We start from the raw sequence: 19181 nt of genomic DNA, 5'->3' as shown, positions 1-19181 counted from the left end.
CAAATTATGAAAAAAAGCATAGCGATCTTATTTATTATATTCGCACTTACTGCGTGTGCAAGCCAACAAACAATTCCACCAAAAAAAACGGATAATTTACCACAAATAAACCTGCCAGTGGCGCCTCAAAAAGAAACAGAAAACAATTTAACACTATCTAATCTAAAACCTATATTCAAAAAACTATCGCCTATTGAAAAAGAAAAAATAAGCATTTCTGTTATCAATGAAGATTTTGAAAAAATACTGGCTTTAATTGCTAGAACCGCTGATTTAAATCTCATTATTGATAATGATATAAAAAAAGAACTACCTGAAGAGCAAAAATTTATAACTATAAATCTAAACAATGTAACACTAAAGAATGCATTAGATGTTATTACACGCCTTACAGGCACAACATATAAAATAAAAGATGGAATTATTTATGTTAAACTATACGACGAAAAGTTATTTGACCTAAACTTTTTAACAACAGTACGAAAAGTTAACTACAATATCGGAGGCGATGTCTTAGGAGGTAATCAAGACAATCAGAATACAAGTAATCCCTTAAAAGGAGAAATAGAACTCAGTGGAAACTCAAAGGAAAATGACATATTTTCAATAATAGAAAAAAATATCAAAAATTTATTATCAAAAAATGGCAAATACATATTAAATAAGTATACAGGCACATTATATGTAAGAGATAAAGCAGAAAATTTAAGAAGAATATCAAATTTTATTAACAAGGTAAAAGAAAAGTACTCAAAACAAGTATTAATAGAGGCAGAAATAATCGAAGTAAACCTAAACAAAAACTATCAACTTGGAATTAACTGGCAAAATATTTTACAAAATGATTTAAAGAATACACTACATTTAAGTAGCACAACTAGTTTTTTATGGAACAATTCAGGAGCTTTCACTTTTACCCTTACAGGAAACCCTTATTTTAATATAATTGTAAATGCTATAGAAAAGTATGGACAAGTAAAAATAGTTTCTAATCCGAGAATCAGAACTCTACATGGCCAACCAGCTTTTATAGGAGTTGGAAAATCTATCGCATATATTAAAGAAATAACAAAAGAAACAACATCATCTGAAGGAATAACTACTGCAAGTACAAACATTGAAACTAGTTCTATTTTTGATGGTTTAGCCTTCAAAGTAACTCCGTATATTGATGACAAAAATAATATATTACTATCTATAGTACCTATAAAAAGTGATATTATTAGCTTAGAAAAAAGCAAAATAGCCGATTATGAAATAACCCTTCCAGAAATAAGCCTTCGCGAAACAAGCACCGTCGTAAAAACCAAAAATAATGATTTAATTGTCATAAGTGGCCTAATAATGAATAAAAACGAAAAAAATAATAATAGTGTTCCCGTAATAAGCAACATACCTATTATCGGAAACATATTCAAAAGCAAAGAAGAATCGTCATCAAAAGTAGAACTAATAATTCTAATAAAGGCTAGCATAATAAAATGAGCAAATTATTTGAGGCTATAAGAAAATTACAAGAAAACCAACAGACAGAATTTTCTATCAAACCTAACAATCTCAATAGAGAAAAAGAAAATCAGACTAAAAAAAATAAAATTTATCTATATATAATAATTTGTTCATTGCTACTAGGGTGTCTAGTATTAATGTTATTTTTTACTTTTGAACAAAAACCTTTAAAAAGACAAACCAAGTTAACCAACAGACAATCAATAAAAAAACCGATACCTCAAAACAACTATATACACATTTTCAAAAAACAAAATATCTCTTCAGTAGAACAAAATTTTCAACAACCCCAAAAAAATAAAAACCAAAAAACTTTATCTCAAAAGGAAAATGTTAAAAAAATTGAAACTCAAAATACTATAAAAACAAAAGAAAAACAAATAATTAACAGCACGATTAAAAACAAATTCAATCAAGAAAAACTCACACAAAAAGATTTAGCAAAAGAAAGGAGAACACTATCTTTATTACAGGACAATAAAACATTGACAAAAAACAATATAAAAGTTAATAACAATACAACAAACAAACAATTCAAAATTTCTTCTAACATTAAAAACCAGTTTAACAATTATCTTTTACTCGCCGAAGAAGCTCGCCAAAGTGGCCAGTACGAAAAAGCTATTTATTATTACCAACAGGCTTTAGCTGAAGAAAAAGACACACAAAAAAAGGCTGATATTTTAAACAATATGGGAGCTATCTACTTATTACAAAATAAACCATATTTAGCACAAATAACTCTTGAAAAAGCTGTTAAGATATCTGACGATCCTTCAATTATCTATAATTTAGCCATTGCCTATTTAAAACAACAAAAAACTAAAAAAACTTGTTCCTTATTAAATAACGCTAAAAATCTTACCCCTGAATTAATTTCTATTAAGTTAAGATTTTGTTCTAATTAGCAGTTTTTCTGCACTCATGTCTGTAAATAGCATCAAGAATGCCATTAACAAAAGAAGCAGATTCATCTGAGCCAAAAGATTTAGCCAGCTCTATGGCTTCATTTATAGAAACTCTTTCAGGAATATCAGGCCGATAGAGTAATTCATAAGTGGCCAGTCGTAATATATTTCTATCGGTAGCAGACATGCGTGACAATTTCCAGTGTTTGGCATATTTTTCAATTATTTTATCAATTTCTTCCTGTTTTTCGGCCACTCCGTTTACCAACTCCTTCGCAAACTCTAAAACCTTAGGCGATGGGTTAAAGTACCCTTCATAGGTAGCAAAGGCTTCATTGAAGGGGACTCCGGCCACGTCTGCCTGGTAAAGTATTTGTACGGCTATTTCGCGAGCTTTTCGGCGCAAACCCATTATAACTTCCTCAAAAGATTGGCCATCTCTAAAGCAACCATAGCCGCATCAAAGCCTTTATTTCCAGCCTTAGTACCGGCCCTTTCTATAGCTTGTTCGATATTGTCTGTGGTCAAAATACCAAAAGCTATGGGCACATTCATTTCAAGCATAACCTGAGCAATCCCTTTGCTGGCTTCGGCAGCCACATAATCAAAATGAGGGGTTGCTCCTCTAATAATAGTGCCCAAACAAATAAGGGCATCATATCTTTCTGATTGGGCCATTTTCTTGGCCACCAAAGGTATTTCAAAAGAACCGGGCACCCACACTACTTCTATATTGCTATCAGAGACCCCGTGTCTTTTTAAGGCATCAAGAGCACCTTCAAGGAGTTTTTTAGTTATAAGGCTATTGAAACGCCCTGCTATTATACCAAACCTAAGACCTTCTCCCTTAAATTCACCCTCTATAGTTTTTAGATTATTCATAAAACCTCCACTTAAAATTTTTCCTTAAAAACCGTCAATAAATGACCCATCTTCTCACATTTACACTTTAGATAACGATAGTTTTCTTCATGAGGTCTTATCTCTATAGGTACACGTTCTACTACTTCGAGACCATAACCAGCAAGCCCTATCAACTTTTTGGGATTATTGGTCATTAGCCGCATCTTTTTAACACCTATATCTCTTAAAATTTGGGCTCCTATCCCATAATCTCTTAAATCTGGCTTAAAACCTAGGGCTTCGTTGGCTTCTACAGTATCTTTGCCCTGGTCTTGTAAAACATACGCTCTTAACTTGTTTAAAAGACCTATACCTCTGCCTTCTTGCCTCAAATAAAGAAGTACGCCTCGACCTTCTTCGGCAATCATTTCTAAAGCTCTAACAAGCTGAGGCCCGCAATCACAACGAAGGGAACCGAAAACATCTCCTGTTAGGCATTCCGAATGAACTCGAACAAGAATCGGCTCTTCCGTTACTTCACCCATAACTAACGCTACATGAGTAAAGGGATCAATCAAATTCGTATATGCTAGGAGCCTAAACTCTCCCCAGGGAGTGGGAAGCCTTGTTTCCACCTCCCTTTTGACTAAACATTCATTTCTTAAGCGATAGGCTATAAGATCTTTAATTGTTACAATTTTAAGATTGTGCTTGGCGGCAAATTTTTCAAGGTCAGGCATACGAGCCATACTTCCGTCATCATTCATTATCTCACAAATAACGCCAGCTGGTTTCAAACCAGCAAGCCGAGCTAAATCCACCGAAGCTTCAGTATGGCCTGCCCTCACCAACACCCCCCCATCGCGGGCCATTATTGGAAAAATGTGGCCAGGCGTTACTATATCTTCTGGACCACTTTTAGGATCAATAGCTACCTTAATAGTATGGGCTCGATCATGAGCCGAAATACCAGTGGTAACACCGTGGCGTGCTTCAATAGAAACTGTGAAAGCGGTGTCAAATTTGGTTCCATGGCGTTTGGGTTGAAAGGGTAGCTGGAGTCTTTCTACATCTTCTTTGGTAAGGGTCAAGCAAATCAGGCCTCGGCCGTATTTGGCCATAAAGTTTATAGCTTCGGGAGTAACCTTTTCCGCAGCCATTACCAGATCGCCTTCGTTTTCACGGTCTTCATCATCGGTGACAATGATCATCTTTCCGGCTTTTATATCCTCTAGTGCCTCTTCAATACTAGATATAGGCATAAGCCCTCCTTGCCTTTATGAATCTTTGCCCATTATACATTTATTAGCCGTAAGGCCAATCGGATAGATAAATTTTTTACTTGCCTTTAAACATAAATTTTATGCTAAAAATATAAAAAAGCACTAAGGGGCAAATCTTGGAGAAAAAAGAAGTTGACGTAGTTATTGTCGGTGGAGGCAAAGCTTGCCGGGAACTTTTAGCCCTCCTAGAAGAATACGAACCTAAACATTTACATCTCGTGATCTTAGGTGTAGCCGATATTAATCCTCAAGCTCCAGGTTACCTTTATGCTCAAAAAAAGGGCTACTGTGTTTCTACGGATTTTCGGGAATTATTTAAAAAATTCCCTCATATAGACCTAGTAATTGAACTTACCGGCTCAGATGAAGTTCTTGAGAAAATTTTTAAAACTAAACCTCCTAAAACCAAAGTTATTGATCACTTAGGCGCTCGTCTTTTTTGGGAAATTATTTCTATATTACAGGAAAAAAATTTATATGAAAGAAGATTACAACAACTAGAAGGAATGAAACTCTATATTGATATAATCGCTCAGTTTGCTCACGAAATGAGAAATCCTATATTAGTAATAGGTGGATTATGTAAAATATTATCAAAGCTAGAAAAAATAGATCCAAAAACTAAAACATATATTAATGCCATAATCAAAGAAGTTAACAGACTAGAAAAATTAATGGATAGACTAACATTTATTAGTAAACCATTACAATTAAATCTAAAATTAGTATCTCTAAATCAGTTAGTACGAAAAGTAGTAGAAAATTTCAAAAGAGAACTGCCCCCTAACATTAAAATAAAACTTGATTTAGAAGAAGACATTCCAGAAATTTTTTTAGATGAGGAATTTATCTCTCAATCATTATATGAGTTACTACAAAATGCCAAAGACGCTATGGAAAAAACGGGAGGAGAAATATTAGTAAAAACTAAACTATGTTATGACGAAGTAGCCATAGTAGTAAAAGATGAAGGTCCTGGAATGGAAAAAAATATATTGGAAAAGGCTACCATGCCATTTTTTACGACCAAAGCCCAAGGAACAGGTTTTGGACTTTTTTTTGTGCAAAAAGTGGTTAAAACCCATGGAGGGGTTTTACACATTTTGAGCGAACCAGGAAGAGGAACTACCGTAGTGATGGAATTACCAGTAAGAATGTTTTATCCAATACCACCGGTATAAACAAAAAATTGCTTCATTGAGGAAAGCTGGAGCCGGCGGAGGGAGTTGAACCCTCAACCCCGGGATTACAAATCCCGTGCTCTGCCGATTGAGCTACGCCGGCTGGCCTTATAAGAAATAACATGTTCCCCGAAAAAGGCAACTCAAACGTTGTTTTCAAATACGGCAAAACAAATATGAAAGAAACTTATAAATCAATTTAGCCGCAAAAAAAGGAGAACGATTATCTGCGGGTAAGAGTTCTACCACATCAAAACCTACTACGTTTAATCCGGCAAGCTCTTTCAAAATAACCAGGGCATCGTACCATTTCAGCCCCCCTGGTTCCGGTGTACCCACTCCAGGCACTTCTGAAGGATCAAATCCATCAAGATCTATAGTTACATAAACCGACCGGCTACCAATCCTTTGGGAAATCTTTTGGGCGATAGAATGAGGTTTAAACACCACATCTTTAGCCCAGAAAATCTCAAGCCCCTTATCACGGACAAACTCCATTTCTTCGCGAGAAATAGCACGAATTCCTATGGGGAAAAGCTCTATTCCATACTCTAAAGCTCGTCTCATAGTGCAAGCATGTGAATAAGGGCTTCCTTGATAGCTCTCTCGCAGATCTGCGTGAGCGTCTATTTGTACTACGCAAAGACCAGGATGTTTTTCGGCCAAAATCTCTATTGGGGCCAGGCTGACCGTATGCTCTCCACCAAGCACTACTGGAAACATATTTCTTTCAAGGTATGGCTTAAGACGCCTTTTTAGCTCCTCAAGCATATTTTGTGGAGCTATGGGGAGTTCTTCTTCGGGTAAGGTAAGAAAAGGAGCTTTCTGATAAACCTCGCAATCTGTTTCTTCGTCGTAGAACTCAAGATAAGGGCTTGCCTCTATGATACGACGCGGGCCAAAACGCGTACCAGGATAAAAAGATGTCGTAGCGTCATAAGGTGCTGGCAAAAAAACTATTTTGGCCGATTCAGGATTTTCCGATAACCCTAGAAAAGTCATTTTACGCAATAAAGGCCGGGACAAAACCCGGCCTTTTAAGTTTCCTTATTTAAAAGTCTTCTTAAACAGTAAACTGATTGCGTTCAGCCCGAATAAAGCGTTCCACAGTTCTTATTGAGCGGGGAAATTCAAGGCCACGATCAAGCACTTTTATCTCACTCTTTTTGACCTCAAAAATTTTAGTAATGTCACGAATAGCCTTATCCACATCAAAATCCTTACAAGAGAAGATATCTACACTCATGTAAAGCTTTTCTGGAAAAGTGTGAATGCTTATGTGGCTTTCAGCAATAATTACGAAACCAGATATGCCCCAATCTTCTGGTACCGGTGCGTGGTACTTGAAAACATAAGGGGGCATAATTTTTGTCATTTCAATTTCAGCGGGATAATTGCTCAAGAAATCGTAAATAAAGTCGATATCCATGAGCTTTTCCCTATTGCACCCATAGCCGTCTAAAATCAAGTGTTGACCAAAACCGTATTCTATTTTTTCCATGGCCGTCCCTCCTAAACAAAATTTAAAAAGTGGGCGGAGATACCACCCACAGGATTTGGGCCATGGAGCGCCCCACGTTCTCTACGAAATGGCGCTTGTCGGCCCGAAAGTAAAAACACTCACCCTGACGGAGCTTTTCTGCTCGTGCTCCTATCCAGAGCTTGACCACTCCTTTTAAAACAAAACCAAACTCTTCGCCCTCGTGGGGCGCATCCGGTGTGGTCTTCTCTCCGGGTTTTAATGTTACTAACACCGGCTCCATTGTTTTCTGACCTGATCCCGGGATCAAAAATTCAATTCCACTTCCTTCTATTTTTTGGCGATCTTCCTTACGAAAGACCACCCTTTCTGCAGTTTCTTCTTTAAAAAACGTAGCTAAATCAGTTCCCAAAACATCTAAAATGTCTTTCAAAGTTACTATCGAGGGATAAGTTAAATCCCTCTCAAGCTGCGATATATAACCTTTAGTTAAACCAGCCCTGCTGGCTAACTCTTCTTGCGTGAGATCGTTTGCTATTCTCAATTTTCTAATTTTTTCTCCTATTTTCAGCATATTGGGGCTTCAAGCCCGCCCTCCTAAATCAATAAACCTGAACCGGCCCTTGGCAAGACCTGGTCCAGGTTTTGATTACAATCTTTAAACAAAAAGTTTAATGTTAGTGTGCGGCGTTCATATAAAAAACATTTTAGAACTTGTCAAGAATTAAACTCAAAATTTTAGGCTTTGATACGAGAAAATATTTAACTTTTCAATACCCCTCTGAAAAGTCACAAGCAGAGCAAGGTTTTAACATACGCACACAAATAGACTCTCCCTCTTTTAGCACATCTTGGCCCTCAGGAAGAATGGCCAGGGCATCAGCTTGTCCTACGTAACTTAAACGACTTTTAAAAGGTAGAGCTTGAAACCAGAGACAATTTTTTTTGCGAAGAATTTTTCCAAAGAAAAATTGAGTCCACTCCCTCTCACCGGAAAGTCTTTGGCGATTCAAAGCTTTTATAGTGGGGAAAGGATTCATTCCCCGGCCGCAAAGCCTCAAAAGCCCTGGTAAAGCCAAGTTTAAGAAAGCCATCTGATTAGACGGTGGCCCACCAGGAAGACAAAAAATCACTTTTTCTCCAATTTTGCCAAAAGAAATGGCTTTTCCAGGGCCAATGCGCACGTAGTTAAAAATCTCTTGCCAGCCAAGTTCTTTAAGAACTCTCAAGACCAAATCTTTAGGGCCTTTCCAGGCACCCCCACTGGTAATCAAAACATCATTTTCTAAAAGGGCTTCTTCAACAGCAATTTTTAACTGCGATTTTTCATCACTGATTAAGGCCCAGGATACAGGAAAGTCAAAGTGATTACACCAGCTAACAAGTGTAACCAGATTGCTGGCGTAGAGTTTTCCGGGCTCAAGTGGGCTTCCCGGAGCTACCACTTCATCTCCAGTAGCAATTATCTTTACTCTGGGACGAGAAAATACTTTGACTTTATCAAAGCCAGCGGCGGCCAGGAGCCCCACTTCTGTAGGAGAAAGAAAGGTACCGCTTTCTAAAATAATTTCTTCTTTAAGAAGGTCGTCACCTTTTTTGATAACATTTATGCCTTCTGGTGCATCGGCCAGAGCCAAAACACTTTCTCCTTCAAGACGACTAAACTCTTCGGCCAAGACGGCATTGGCTCCTGTGGGCAAAGGGGCACCGGCTGTAATCCTCACGCAAGTGCCAGGCAAAACTTCAAAATCTTCGTCTCCGCCAGCAAAAATCTCGCCAATAAGCTTAAGGATAACGGGATCTTCGGGATTAGCCGCGGAAATGTCTTCAGCTCTTACGGCATAGCCATCTTTTAAGGAAACGTCTCGGTTAGGTACATCTACCCTGGATTTTACGTCTTCAGCCAGAACAAAACCTCTGGCTTTCCACACGGGCAAATAAATTGGTTTAAGAGGACTTAAATGTTTGGCAATAAGGGAAAGCGCTTCTCTAAAAGAAATCATTTTTTATTCTCTCTTCAATTTTTGATAGCGGGCTCGTACTTTCAATCACTAAATCCGGAAAAATTTTCTCCGGTAAATCTTTTTGATAACATCTAAGGAGATCTTTGGCGAGCCTTTCGTCTTTCAACCTTTTGCTTAAGCGCTCAAGCAAAACTTCTTGCGGAACAGTAACCCAGATAACCCGGTCAAAAATTTTTTCCCAGCTGCCCTGGTAAAGAAGGGGGATCTCCGCTACTAAAAGCGGCTTGTCTTTATTTTTTTCAAACCAGTCAAGAAGGCTTTTTTTAACCAACGGATGAAAAATCTCCTCAAGGGTTTTTTTTGTTTTCGGATCAGCCAACATAGCGTGAAGGAGCTTGCGGCGGTTAAGCTGACCTTCTTTAGTCAAAAAATCTTTACCTAATTTTTTCACTACCAGGTGGAACCCAGGCTTACATGGTTGAGAGAGGCGTTTCACCTCTTCATCAGCAGAAAAAACTGGCACTCCTTTTTGGGCAAAAATAGAAAGTACTGTGGTTTTTCCCGCCGCTGGCGGGCCAGTTATGGCTATTTTAATAGGATTAGAGTGTTCCATGAAAGCCTGTCCGATTACAAGTTTGGCTCTTAACCGTAAGGTGATTATAATGTTTTTATAGCCTCAATAGGGAGGGATAGCTAGTGCCTGTTAGCGTTACACTTATCAAAAAAATCAGCGAGACTCCTCCAGAACTTCGCGAAATCTTTTTCTCCCTTCTGGAGGAGATGGAACAACAACGCAAAGAGCTTGAGAACCAGGTCACCAAAGAAGAATTTAACGAGCTCAAAGAAGTAATAAAAGAACAATCCAAAATAATAGCAGACCTGATCAATACCCAGAAACGGAGTGAGGAACGCTTGACCAAGCTAGAAATCACTATGCAGGAACTAGCCGAAGCCCAGAAGAGAACCGAGAAAGAAATAGCCAAATTGACGCGAGGCCTTCAGCGCACCAGAAAAGAACTCGGTGGCCTTGCGCGTAGTGTTGCTTATGCTTTAGAAAATGAAGCCTTTCGCTACCTTCCTACGTTTCTAAAAAAGACCCACGACATTGAAATCATTGATCGTCTCATTAGAACCACCGTCCAAAATGAAGAGGTGGACATATTTGCCAGGGTGCGACTAAATGGCAAAGAAGCCATTTTAGTGGGGGAGGCGGTTTTAAAACTAGATGACGCCTCTAAGTTTAAAAATTTGTGGAAAAAAGTGAATGTAGTCAGAGAAGAATTTGGCGGAGAAGTGATCCCGCTAATCATTACCCACTTTGCTAAACCGGAAATACTTGAACGAGCCCAAAAAGCCGGTATCATCGTAGTTCAAAGTTACGAATGGATTAATTCTTGACCTGGCGCAACTCACTTAAAATCTCCTCAAAATCTTCCGGCAAAGGGGCCTCAAAAGAAAGTTCTTTTCCTGTGACAGGATGCTTAAAAGCCAAACGATATGCATGAAGCATCTGCCGCCTGGCCTTAGGGCCGTGAGGCCTTGCTCCACCGTAGAGTTCATCACCCACTATGGGATGGCCTATTGAAGCCAGGTGGACCCTTATTTGATGGGTACGCCCGGTTTTGGGCTCAACTTCAAGAAGTGCTGCCTTAGGAAACCTTTCCCGCACCCGATAAAAAGTTAGGGCCTCACGGCCAGTTTTGGCGTGAACGGACATCTTTTGCCGATTAACTGGATGACGCCCGATAGGCTTTTCTATTTTTCCTGCTGAAAGCCTTGGGACACCGTGCACCAGAGCCAGATAAATCTTTTTTATCTCGCGGTCTTTAAACATCTGAGTCAAGGCCTGATGGGTCTTATCATCTTTAGCCACCACCAGAAGGCCTGAGGTATCTTTGTCAAGGCGATGGACTATTCCTGGCCTCAATTCCCCGCCGATACCAGAAAGATCTTTAAGCCTGGCCAAAAGCCCGTGAACAAGAGTTCCCTCGTAGTGCCCAGCCCCTGGATGTACCACCACCCCAGGCGGCTTATTTATCACCGCCAAGTGTTTATCTTCGTAAAGTATTTCAAAGGGAACTTCCTCTTCGGGTTTTATTTCCAGTGGCTTTGGCGCCGGCACAAAAACTTCTATGATCTCGCCTGCCTTGATTTTGTGCCTTGGCTTTGAAACTACTTTGCCGTCTATTTTCACGTGGCCATTTTCAATGATTTTTTTCGCCTGCGAGCGGGTGAGCTCGGAAATATTTTCAGCCAAAAAGACATCAAGGCGCTTACCTTCATCAGCAGGCAAAACTTTAAGTTCAAAAGTTTTCCCCTGGTTCATGAAGAAAGGCGGCCTCTGGCTTTGTCTTTGATTACACGGTGATAGGCCCAGTCTTCAAGGATAGATTCTATTTCTTCCTCGGAAAGATGAGAAATTTCGTAGAGGCCTTTTTCTTTTCGCTGCCTTTCAGCTTCATAAAGAATAATCCCTGTAGCGACAGAAACGTTAAGGCTTTGCACCATGCCGTGCATGGGTATTTTCACCACTGCGTGGGCAAGCTCTCGCACGGTTTCAGAAATACCTTCAAGTTCGTGCCCCACGATAATAACTGTGGGCCGGGTATAATCTACCTCACGAAAGTCAATAGTTTCCGGGAAAAGCCCGGTGGCCACCAGTTGAAACCCCTGGTCTCGCAACTTAGTAAGGGCCTCTTTTACTTTTTCTTCCCGGTGTAGTAAAAGCCAACGGTGGGCCCCACAGGTAATGGCGTCATTTATGGGAAGCTCGCCCTCATGAAAATAATGCACGTGAAGCACGCCTACGGCATCGGCGGTACGCAAAATGGCGCTTACATTGTGATAATTCACCACCCGCTCAAGAAAAAGGCGTAAATCAGGCTGACGTCTTTCAAGGACCTCTTTTATGCGCGCCAGTCTTTCTGGAATAACCAAAAAATCCTTCATAAAGGCCTCCCTTTGGGGTATGATTTTTAGCCGAAAATGTTTCCTTTGCAAAATTTATTATTCAACAAAGCCAAAAGGAGATAGCCTATGATTCCACGTTATACCCGCGAGGTAATGGCCAAACTATGGAGCCCAGAAGAAAAGTTAAGGGCCTGGCTCCTGGTGGAAGTGCTAGCCGCTGAAGCCTGGGCCAAGCTTGGAAAAGTCCCAGAAAGCGCCATAAAAGTTATTCAGGAAAAGACAAAGCCTTTTCTCGAAGAAGGCTTTAGCCCTGAAGACGTAGCCAAGGTAGAAGAAATTGAGCGTGAGACCCGCCACGATGTTATCGCCTTCTTAACTTACATGGAACGCGTAATCGGCCCTGAAGGCCGCTATCTCCACCTGGGCATGACTTCTTCTGATATGCTAGATACGGCTATGGCCTGGCTCATGAAACGGGCCATGGAAATCATCACAGAAGACACAGACGAACTCCTTCAAGTCCTTAAACGCCGCGCTCTTGAACACAAAGATACAGTCATGATTGGCCGCACTCATGGTATTCACGCTGAGCCCATAACTTTTGGCTTAAAGTTTGCCTTATGGTATGAAGAGATGCGCCGCAATAAAAAGCGCCTTGAAGCCGCCCTTGAGACGATTTCTTACGGCAAAATCTCAGGAGCCGTAGGCACCTTTGCCCATATTGAACCTGAAGTTGAGACCTATGTTTGCGAAAAAATGGGCCTTAAACCCGAGCCGGTCTCAAACCAGGTGGTTCAGCGAGACCGCTACGCTGAGTACATGGCCGCGCTGGCGGTGCTGGCGGGCACGGTAGAAAAAATTGCCACCGAGATAAGGCATCTTCAGCGCACGGAAGTACTTGAGGCCGAAGAGTTTTTTGCCAAAGGCCAAAAAGGTTCCTCGGCTATGCCGCACAAACGAAACCCTATCCTTTCAGAAAATCTGTGCGGCTTAGCACGCATGGTGCGCGGCTATGTCATGCCTGCCCTTGAAAACGACGCCCTTTGGCACGAGCGCGATATAAGCCATTCTTCGGTTGAGAGGGTAATAGTGCCAGATGCTACCACTCTTTCTGACTTTATGCTCAAGCGCTTAACCGGCATGCTTGATAAGCTTGTAGTTTACCCCGAACGCATGCAAAGGAATTTAAACTTGCTAAGGGGGCTAATTTATACCCAGCCGCTTCTTTTAGCCCTAACTGAAAAGGGCCTTCCACGACAGGAGGCCTATGTTTTGGTTCAGCGAAGGGCCATGGAAGTTTGGGAAGATGAAAACAAAACCTTTCCTGAAGTGGTAAAAAGTGACCCTGAGATAACCAGGCATATTTCTTCTGACGAATTAGAAAAGATTTTTGACCTTAACCACTACCTGCGGCATGTGGATACTATTTTTAGGCGGGTTTTTGGCTAATGCGTTTCCCGGTAGTGGCGGCTCTTTTACTTAAAGATGGCAAGGTGCTCTTAACCCAGAGGCCCCCTGGCAAGATAAGAGCAGGTTTTTGGGAATTCCCTGGGGGAAAACTTGAGAAAGGGGAAACTTTAGAAAAGGCCCTTGAACGTGAGATATTAGAAGAGCTCGGCCTCAAAGTTGCGGTAGGACAAAAGCTAGCTGAGGTTGACTTTAACTATCCTGAAGCAGCAATAACCCTTCATTGTTTTCGGTGTGAAATTCTTTCAGGCACACCTCAGGCCCTTGAAGGACAAAAAATTGGCCTATTCTTGCCTTCTGATATAGAAAATTTGTCACTGGCACCAGCAGATAAATTATTATGGCAAGAAATAAAGAAAACTCTTGAATCTGGTAGCCAACAATGAACTTATTTACGCGCGCTAAAAACATCATTTTTTCTCCCAAAGAAGAATGGCAGGTTATAGCGCAAGAAAACCTAACCTTAACAGACCTTTATTTCAATTATGCCCTGATTTTTATTTTCGCTGTATTTATTGCCAGCTCTTTTGGATTGGTCTTGTTTAGCAATTTACCCATGACCTCTAACCTCCTGGCAAGGCAATTAATTTTAAGTGCTTTAATGGGAGTGGGGAGTCTTTTTGTCATGGCCTATATAGTTGACTTTTTGGCCCCTCGTTTTGGAGGCGAAGCTGATATTTTGGCGTCTCATAAATTGGCGGTCTTTTCTTCTACCCCTGGTTGGGTAGGTGGGCTTTTAAGTATTTTCCCACCGGCTATTATCTTGGGGCTTTTTTTAAGCCTATACGGAATTTATATATTCTACCTGGGAGTACCTATTATTAAAAAAATTCCTCAAGAAAAAGCAGTCGTTTTTACAATAGTGGTTACTTTGATAACTATAGTCTTTTTTTCTTTGATAAGTTTGTTATTAAGTCCCTTTTTCGTGCATATAAATTGAACAAATGAACCCTCTAATAGAAATAAGACATCTATTTTTTTGGTATGGAAACCGTTTGGTGTTAGAGGATATTAACCTTGATATTAATCAGGGAGACTTTCTGGCTATCCTCGGGCCGAATGGTTCAGGGAAAACCACTTTATTGAAATGTATTTTGGGCCTACTTAAACCCCAAAAGGGCGAGATAAGGCTTTTTGGAATACTTGTTGAAAAATTTAAAGAAAAATGGCGTCTGGGATATGTGCCCCAAAGGGCTACCGCTTTGGTGGACCCGGTTTTCCCCCTATCCGTAGAAGAAGTAGTAGGCTTTGGTCTTATCCCTAAAAAAAGATTCCCTCGTTTTTTTACCCGAGAAGACCGAAAGGCCATTTACCAGGCTCTTAAACGCGTAGAAATGGAGAAATATCTTCATCATCGTCTTTCAAATCTCTCTGGTGGGCAACAACAACGAGTATTTATTGCCAGGGCCATAGTAAGTTATCCTGAAATACTTATTCTTGATGAACCTACCACAGGGATTGATGCTGCCACTCAAGAACGCTTTTACGATCTACTTGCTGAACTTAACCAGAAAGGATTGACTATTGTCATTGTTACTCACGATATAGGCATAGTGAACAAACACGTTAAACAAGTAGCTTGTTTAAATCGCAGGCTGGTTTATCATGGCACACATGAAGAATTTTGTTCCTCACCAAGGCTCCAGCAAATTATCGGTGAACATCATCTGGTAATCCATAGACACTGATGATTTTAGAACTTTTACAATACGACTTTTTTAGGCGGGCCATTTTGGCCGGTGGTTTTCTGGCCTGGGCGGCCTCTATCCTCGGAATCTTTTTAATACTCCGAAAAGACGCCATGATGGGCCATGGTCTTACCCATATCGCCTTTGCCGGTGTGGCTCTGGCTTTGTTTTTAAACATTTTGCCCTTCCCGGTAGCCCTGATTTTTTCAACCATCGCGGCCTTTATTATCCTAAAGGTACGCGAAAAAGTTGGGCTTTATGGCGACACAGCGGTAGCCATTATATCAAACCTAGGCCTGGCCGCTGGCATTTGCCTAGCTACTCTGGGGAAGAATTTTAACGTCTCTTTGCTTTCCTATCTTTTTGGAAATATCCTAGCCGTAAGCCTTTTTGAGCTTTATCTTTCTTTGGCTCTGGCTGGGGTAGTAATAGCCTGCTTAATCCTGTTTTACCACGAATTACTTTACGTAACCTTTGACGAGGAAAGTGCTAAGGCTTCAGGCCTTCCAGTAGCCAAACTTGATATCTTATTAGCCATGCTTACAGCTGTTACCGTAGTTATTGGTATGAAAATAATGGGTCTGCTATTGGTTTCTGCTCTTTTGGCCATTCCATCAGCCGCAGCCTTACAGGTGGCTAGAAACTTTCATTCCTGTGTTATTCTGGCTTCTTTCTTGGGTATTATCAGTGCTGTTTTAGGTATCCTTTTAGCAGGGGTTTTTAACTTACCTGCCTCTGGAACCATTGTTTTATTATCTGGTGTCTTCTTTTTAGTTTGCTTTTTGTGGAAAATTATAAGGGGCGAATAGCACCTTATCATTACATGTAAGGACTGTTTCGCCCCTGAAGATTTTTAAAAATAATTTCATGAAGCCTTTTTCCGCTTCTTTTTGCACTTTTCGGGAAGAAGAGCTACTTCAAGCACCTGGTCTACGTGGCGCACTGGAATAAACTCTATTTTGCGGCGCATATGTTTGGGAATTTCTTCAAGGTCTTTAAGGTTTTTCTCAGGAATAATCACTTTCCTTATCCCTTTACGTAAAGCTGCTAGTGACTTCTCTTTTATCCCGCCAACCGGAAGCACTTTGCCCCTAAGTGTAATCTCCCCTGTCATGGCCACGTCTTTTGAAACCGGAATCTCAGCAAGGGCTGAAATCATAGCGGTAACAATCGTCACTCCAGCACTTGGACCATCTTTGGGAATAGCACCGGCTGGCAAATGAATATGCACATCATATTTTTCGTAAAAGTTTTTAGGGATCCCCCATTCTTTGGCCTTAGCCCTGGTATAAGAAAGGGCAGCTTGGGCGGACTCTCGCATAATCTCTCCCAGCTGGCCAGTCAAAATGAGATTGCCCTTCCCTTCCATGACTAAGACCTCCACATAAAGGACTTCTCCTCCAGCCTGTGTCCAGGCAAGCCCTGTGGCTACGCCGATTTCGTCCTTTTCTTGTTCAAGCTCAGAGACGTAACTAGGAGGGCCAAGATATTTATGCAGATTCTGGCGATTCACTCTAAAAGGACCTTTGTCTCCTTCAGCTAAACGTCTGGCAATTTTACGACAAATAGCAGCAATCTTTCTTTCCAGTTCTCTCAACCCGGCCTCTTCAGTATATTCATTTATAATTTTCAAGATAGTTTCGTCTGAAATCTGTATATCTTCAGGTTTTAACCCGTGTTCTTTAAGCTGACGGGGCAAAAGATATCTCTTGGTAATGACAAGCTTTTCTTCAGCGGTATAGCCGGAAATGTAGATAATTTCCATACGGTCCCTTAAGGCAGGGGGAATGGGGTCAGTCATATTGGCTGTACAGATAAACATGACTTTAGACAAGTCAAAAGGCACACCGAGATAGTGGTCCACAAAGGAAGTATTTTGTTCTGGATCAAGAACTTCTAGAAGAGCTGCTGAGGGATCTCCTTGAAAATCAGCACAAAGCTTATCTACTTCGTCTATCATAAAGACCGGATTATTAGTGCCTGCTTGTTTAAGACCCTGAATAATACGTCCGGGCATAGAGCCAATATAGGTGCGACGATGCCCGCGTATCTCGGCCTCGTCTCTTACACCACCTAGAGATATACGCACAAATTTGCGGCCCAAGGCCCTAGCAATAGAGCGTCCAAGAGAAGTTTTTCCCACTCCAGGAGGCCCTACAAAACAAAGAATCGGCCCTTTGGCCTTGGGATTGAGTTTTCTCACCGCAAGATATTCAAGAATGCGGTCTTTCACTTTCTCAAGATTATAGTGATCTTCATCAAGGATTTCCTTAGCCCGTTTGAGGTCAAGTTTATCTTTAGTTTGTTTACGCCAGGGAAGCTCAGTAAGCCATTCAAGATAAGTACGTACAATGGTAGCCTCGGCAGAATCAGGATGCATCATCTCAAGCCGTCTCAGCTGCTTTAAGGCCTCTTTTTCCACCTCTTTGGGCATACGGGCTTTTTCTATGCGGGCTTTAAACTCTTCAATTTCACGGGAATGTTCATCAACTTCACCAAGCTCTCGCTTGATGGCCCGTAACTGCTCGCGTAAAAAATACTCCCGCTGTGTTCGACTCATCTCCTCCTGGGCTTGGGTTTGAATCTTGGCCTGTACCGTAGCTACTTCTAATTCGCGTAAAAGATAATGATAAAGCTTTCGCAAACGTTCCAGCGCGTCAGATATTTCAAGTATTTCCTGGGCTTCGTTGGTTTTAAGCCTCAAGTGAGAGGCAACAAAATCGGCAAGCCTGCCAGGAGATTCAATACTATCAAGAGCGGTATTTAACTCAGGAGTTAACTGATTTTTTAGGACAAATATTTTTTCAGTAGTTTCCTTTATTTCCCTTATTAAGGCTTCAGCTTCAACGTCTATTTTTTTAGGTTCCTCATCTCGCAAAAGTTCAATTTTTACTTGAAAATAAGGCTTTGTTTGCACAAACTCAGAAACTTTAGCCCTAGCTACTGCCTGAACAAGCACTTTAAGACGGTCATCAGAGAGCTTCAAAGTACGCATGATAACCGCTACCACTCCTGTGTGATAAACATCCTCTGGAGTAGGCTCATCTACGTCAGGATCTTTTTGGGTGAGGATAACAATTAAGCGGTCAGACTTAAGGGCCTCCTCCACGGCTGCTAAAGAAGGTTCTCTTCCTATATATAAAGGAACAACCATTGAGGGAAAAAGCACCACATCTCGCACTGCAAGACACGGAAGCTCTTCGGGAATTTCAATATTTTCGCCTTCAAGCACTTCATTTATTACTAACGTTTCTTCGTGTTCACTCATGTACCTTCTCCCGTCTTAAGGTTTTGTTAATGAGCTTAATATTAGAAAGATATCTTTGCAAAAGTGAGAGGCAAAATAGCCTTTAAGATTACCGGTTAAGGCATTGGGAGCGCAGCCCCCAATCTCCCAAATTCTTTGTTTTTTTAAAAACTTTTAGATCTTTTAGATTTTTTCCCTTATTTCTGGGGTTTCAGGAGCGGAGCTCCTGATGGCTGTGTCCCCAAACCCCGAGTTGAGACTTTTGAAAAATTAAAAAAGCATAGATTTAGCCCGCACAGCGAGACTATCGCCTGGCGACAGGGATCCCTTCGCTAGCGCTCGGGACAAGGATTGCTTCGGCTGCTGGGCGTAGCCTTGCGAGATTGCTTCGCCACTCCGTGGCTCGCAATGACTTATTCCCGGTGTCACGGCGAGCCTTTACTTCCTTTGTCACTGCGAGTTTTTTCCCTTTCTGTCACTGCGAGCCCTGATCCTTAACTCCCGGTTCACCATTGGAACAAGGCATTGGGGGTTATCCCCCTAGTGTCCATATAGCTTAAAGGGCAAATCTAGGTAATGATACAATTTCTTGACAAAAAAAAATCTTTATGATAGCGGTCATTTGATTATATTTGATAACTAAAATGTTTACAGATTAAGGAATATTTTGTGTTAAAATCTAGACCAAAATATTACATAAA

General features: G+C 40.9%; 20 protein-coding genes and 1 tRNA gene. 9 read left to right on the top strand and 12 right to left on the bottom strand.

All coding sequences use genetic code 11. The features are described from left to right. Positions 1-6 precede the first annotated feature (6 nt). Positions 7-1485, top strand: coding sequence for a type II secretion system protein GspD (locus tag THEIN_RS09590; RefSeq protein ID WP_013908475.1), 1479 nt, complete (start codon positions 7-9; stop codon positions 1483-1485). Further along, entirely contained in the window at positions 1482-2417 is a 936-nt protein-coding gene (locus THEIN_RS09585; protein ID WP_013908474.1) for a tetratricopeptide repeat protein, read from the top strand. Before THEIN_RS09590 ends, THEIN_RS09585 begins: the two co-directional genes overlap by 4 nt. Here the strand turns inward: THEIN_RS09585 and nusB are convergent. From nusB to THEIN_RS09570, 3 genes are read right to left on the bottom strand one after another with little or no spacing between them, the layout of a single operon-like run. After that, positions 2410-2829 (bottom strand): transcription antitermination factor NusB, encoded by a 420-nt coding sequence (gene nusB, locus THEIN_RS09580; protein WP_013908473.1) that lies wholly within the window; start codon positions 2827-2829, stop codon positions 2410-2412. The genes THEIN_RS09585 and nusB overlap by 8 nt on opposite strands. Then, positions 2829-3299: a 6,7-dimethyl-8-ribityllumazine synthase gene (ribH, locus tag THEIN_RS09575; protein WP_013908472.1), complete on the bottom strand. Its 471-nt coding sequence runs from the start codon at positions 3297-3299 to the stop codon at positions 2829-2831. The genes nusB and ribH overlap by 1 nt, the downstream gene beginning before the upstream one ends. Before the next feature lie 11 nt (positions 3300-3310). Then, positions 3311-4522: a bifunctional 3,4-dihydroxy-2-butanone-4-phosphate synthase/GTP cyclohydrolase II gene (locus THEIN_RS09570; RefSeq protein WP_013908471.1), complete on the bottom strand. Its 1212-nt coding sequence runs from the start codon at positions 4520-4522 to the stop codon at positions 3311-3313. 137 nt (positions 4523-4659) lie between these two features. Between THEIN_RS09570 and THEIN_RS09565 the strand changes: the two genes are divergently transcribed. After that, the gene (locus THEIN_RS09565; protein WP_013908470.1) at positions 4660-5724 is read left to right on the top strand and encodes a two-component system sensor histidine kinase NtrB; all 1065 of its coding nucleotides are present in this window, start codon (positions 4660-4662) and stop codon (positions 5722-5724) included. A gap of 27 nt (positions 5725-5751) precedes the next feature. On the opposite strand, the gene THEIN_RS09560 is transcribed toward THEIN_RS09565, so the two are convergent. The 6 genes from THEIN_RS09560 to coaE all read right to left on the bottom strand — a co-directional run bounded on the left by THEIN_RS09560 (position 5752) and on the right by coaE (position 9781). Then, positions 5752-5827: transfer RNA gene (locus tag THEIN_RS09560), tRNA-Thr, on the bottom strand. A gap of 53 nt (positions 5828-5880) precedes the next feature. Continuing rightward, on the bottom strand, positions 5881-6726 hold the full coding sequence (gene speB / locus THEIN_RS09555) for an agmatinase (protein ID WP_041434683.1): 846 nt from the start codon (positions 6724-6726) through the stop codon (positions 5881-5883). Positions 6727-6787: 61 nt separating this feature from the next. Next, entirely contained in the window at positions 6788-7225 is a 438-nt protein-coding gene (gene speD, locus THEIN_RS09550; protein WP_013908468.1) for an adenosylmethionine decarboxylase, read from the bottom strand. A 22-nt stretch (positions 7226-7247) separates the two neighbouring features. After that, positions 7248-7775 carry a helix-turn-helix domain-containing protein gene (locus THEIN_RS09545; RefSeq protein ID WP_041435362.1) on the bottom strand — a complete coding sequence of 176 codons (528 nt, stop codon included), beginning with the start codon at positions 7773-7775 and terminating at the stop codon, positions 7248-7250. 199 nt (positions 7776-7974) lie between these two features. Beyond that, positions 7975-9207, bottom strand: a complete 1233-nt coding sequence (locus THEIN_RS09540) for a molybdopterin molybdotransferase MoeA (protein WP_013908466.1) — start codon at positions 9205-9207, stop codon at positions 7975-7977. Beyond that, positions 9194-9781, bottom strand: coding sequence for a dephospho-CoA kinase (gene coaE / locus THEIN_RS09535; RefSeq protein ID WP_013908465.1), 588 nt, complete (start codon positions 9779-9781; stop codon positions 9194-9196). Before coaE ends, THEIN_RS09540 begins: the two co-directional genes overlap by 14 nt. 83 nt (positions 9782-9864) lie before the next feature. Between coaE and THEIN_RS09530 the strand changes: the two genes are divergently transcribed. After that, positions 9865-10566, top strand: a complete 702-nt coding sequence (locus THEIN_RS09530; RefSeq protein ID WP_013908464.1) for a DUF8196 domain-containing protein — start codon at positions 9865-9867, stop codon at positions 10564-10566. On the opposite strand, the gene THEIN_RS09525 is transcribed toward THEIN_RS09530, so the two are convergent. After that, positions 10556-11494, bottom strand: coding sequence for an RluA family pseudouridine synthase (locus THEIN_RS09525; protein WP_013908463.1), 939 nt, complete (start codon positions 11492-11494; stop codon positions 10556-10558). The genes THEIN_RS09530 and THEIN_RS09525 overlap by 11 nt on opposite strands. Beyond that, positions 11491-12117, bottom strand: a complete 627-nt coding sequence (locus THEIN_RS09520) for a TrmH family RNA methyltransferase (protein ID WP_013908462.1) — start codon at positions 12115-12117, stop codon at positions 11491-11493. The genes THEIN_RS09525 and THEIN_RS09520 overlap by 4 nt, the downstream gene beginning before the upstream one ends. 87 nt (positions 12118-12204) lie before the next feature. Between THEIN_RS09520 and purB the strand changes: the two genes are divergently transcribed. From purB to THEIN_RS09495, 5 genes are read left to right on the top strand one after another with little or no spacing between them, the layout of a single operon-like run. Next, entirely contained in the window at positions 12205-13527 is a 1323-nt protein-coding gene (gene purB / locus THEIN_RS09515) for an adenylosuccinate lyase (RefSeq protein WP_013908461.1), read from the top strand. Further along, the gene (locus tag THEIN_RS09510; RefSeq protein ID WP_013908460.1) at positions 13527-13931 is read left to right on the top strand and encodes a (deoxy)nucleoside triphosphate pyrophosphohydrolase; all 405 of its coding nucleotides are present in this window, start codon (positions 13527-13529) and stop codon (positions 13929-13931) included. Before purB ends, THEIN_RS09510 begins: the two co-directional genes overlap by 1 nt. Then, positions 13928-14485, top strand: coding sequence for a Yip1 family protein (locus THEIN_RS09505; RefSeq protein WP_013908459.1), 558 nt, complete (start codon positions 13928-13930; stop codon positions 14483-14485). The genes THEIN_RS09510 and THEIN_RS09505 overlap by 4 nt, the downstream gene beginning before the upstream one ends. Positions 14486-14489: 4 nt before the next feature. Further along, positions 14490-15233 (top strand): metal ABC transporter ATP-binding protein, encoded by a 744-nt coding sequence (locus tag THEIN_RS09500; RefSeq protein ID WP_013908458.1) that lies wholly within the window; start codon positions 14490-14492, stop codon positions 15231-15233. Continuing rightward, positions 15233-16042, top strand: a complete 810-nt coding sequence (locus THEIN_RS09495) for a metal ABC transporter permease (RefSeq protein ID WP_013908457.1) — start codon at positions 15233-15235, stop codon at positions 16040-16042. The genes THEIN_RS09500 and THEIN_RS09495 overlap by 1 nt, the downstream gene beginning before the upstream one ends. 56 nt (positions 16043-16098) lie before the next feature. Here the strand turns inward: THEIN_RS09495 and lon are convergent, their stop codons facing one another. Beyond that, positions 16099-18501, bottom strand: a complete 2403-nt coding sequence (gene lon / locus THEIN_RS09490) for an endopeptidase La (protein WP_013908456.1) — start codon at positions 18499-18501, stop codon at positions 16099-16101. Positions 18502-19181 lie beyond the last annotated feature (680 nt).

The organism is Thermodesulfatator indicus DSM 15286, from assembly GCF_000217795.1.
In the GTDB taxonomy this organism is placed as follows: Bacteria; Desulfobacterota; Thermodesulfobacteria; order Thermodesulfobacteriales; family Thermodesulfatatoraceae; genus Thermodesulfatator; species Thermodesulfatator indicus.
The sequence above is the reverse complement of the archived record's forward strand: the minus strand, read 5'-3'. Positions and strand labels throughout refer to the sequence as shown.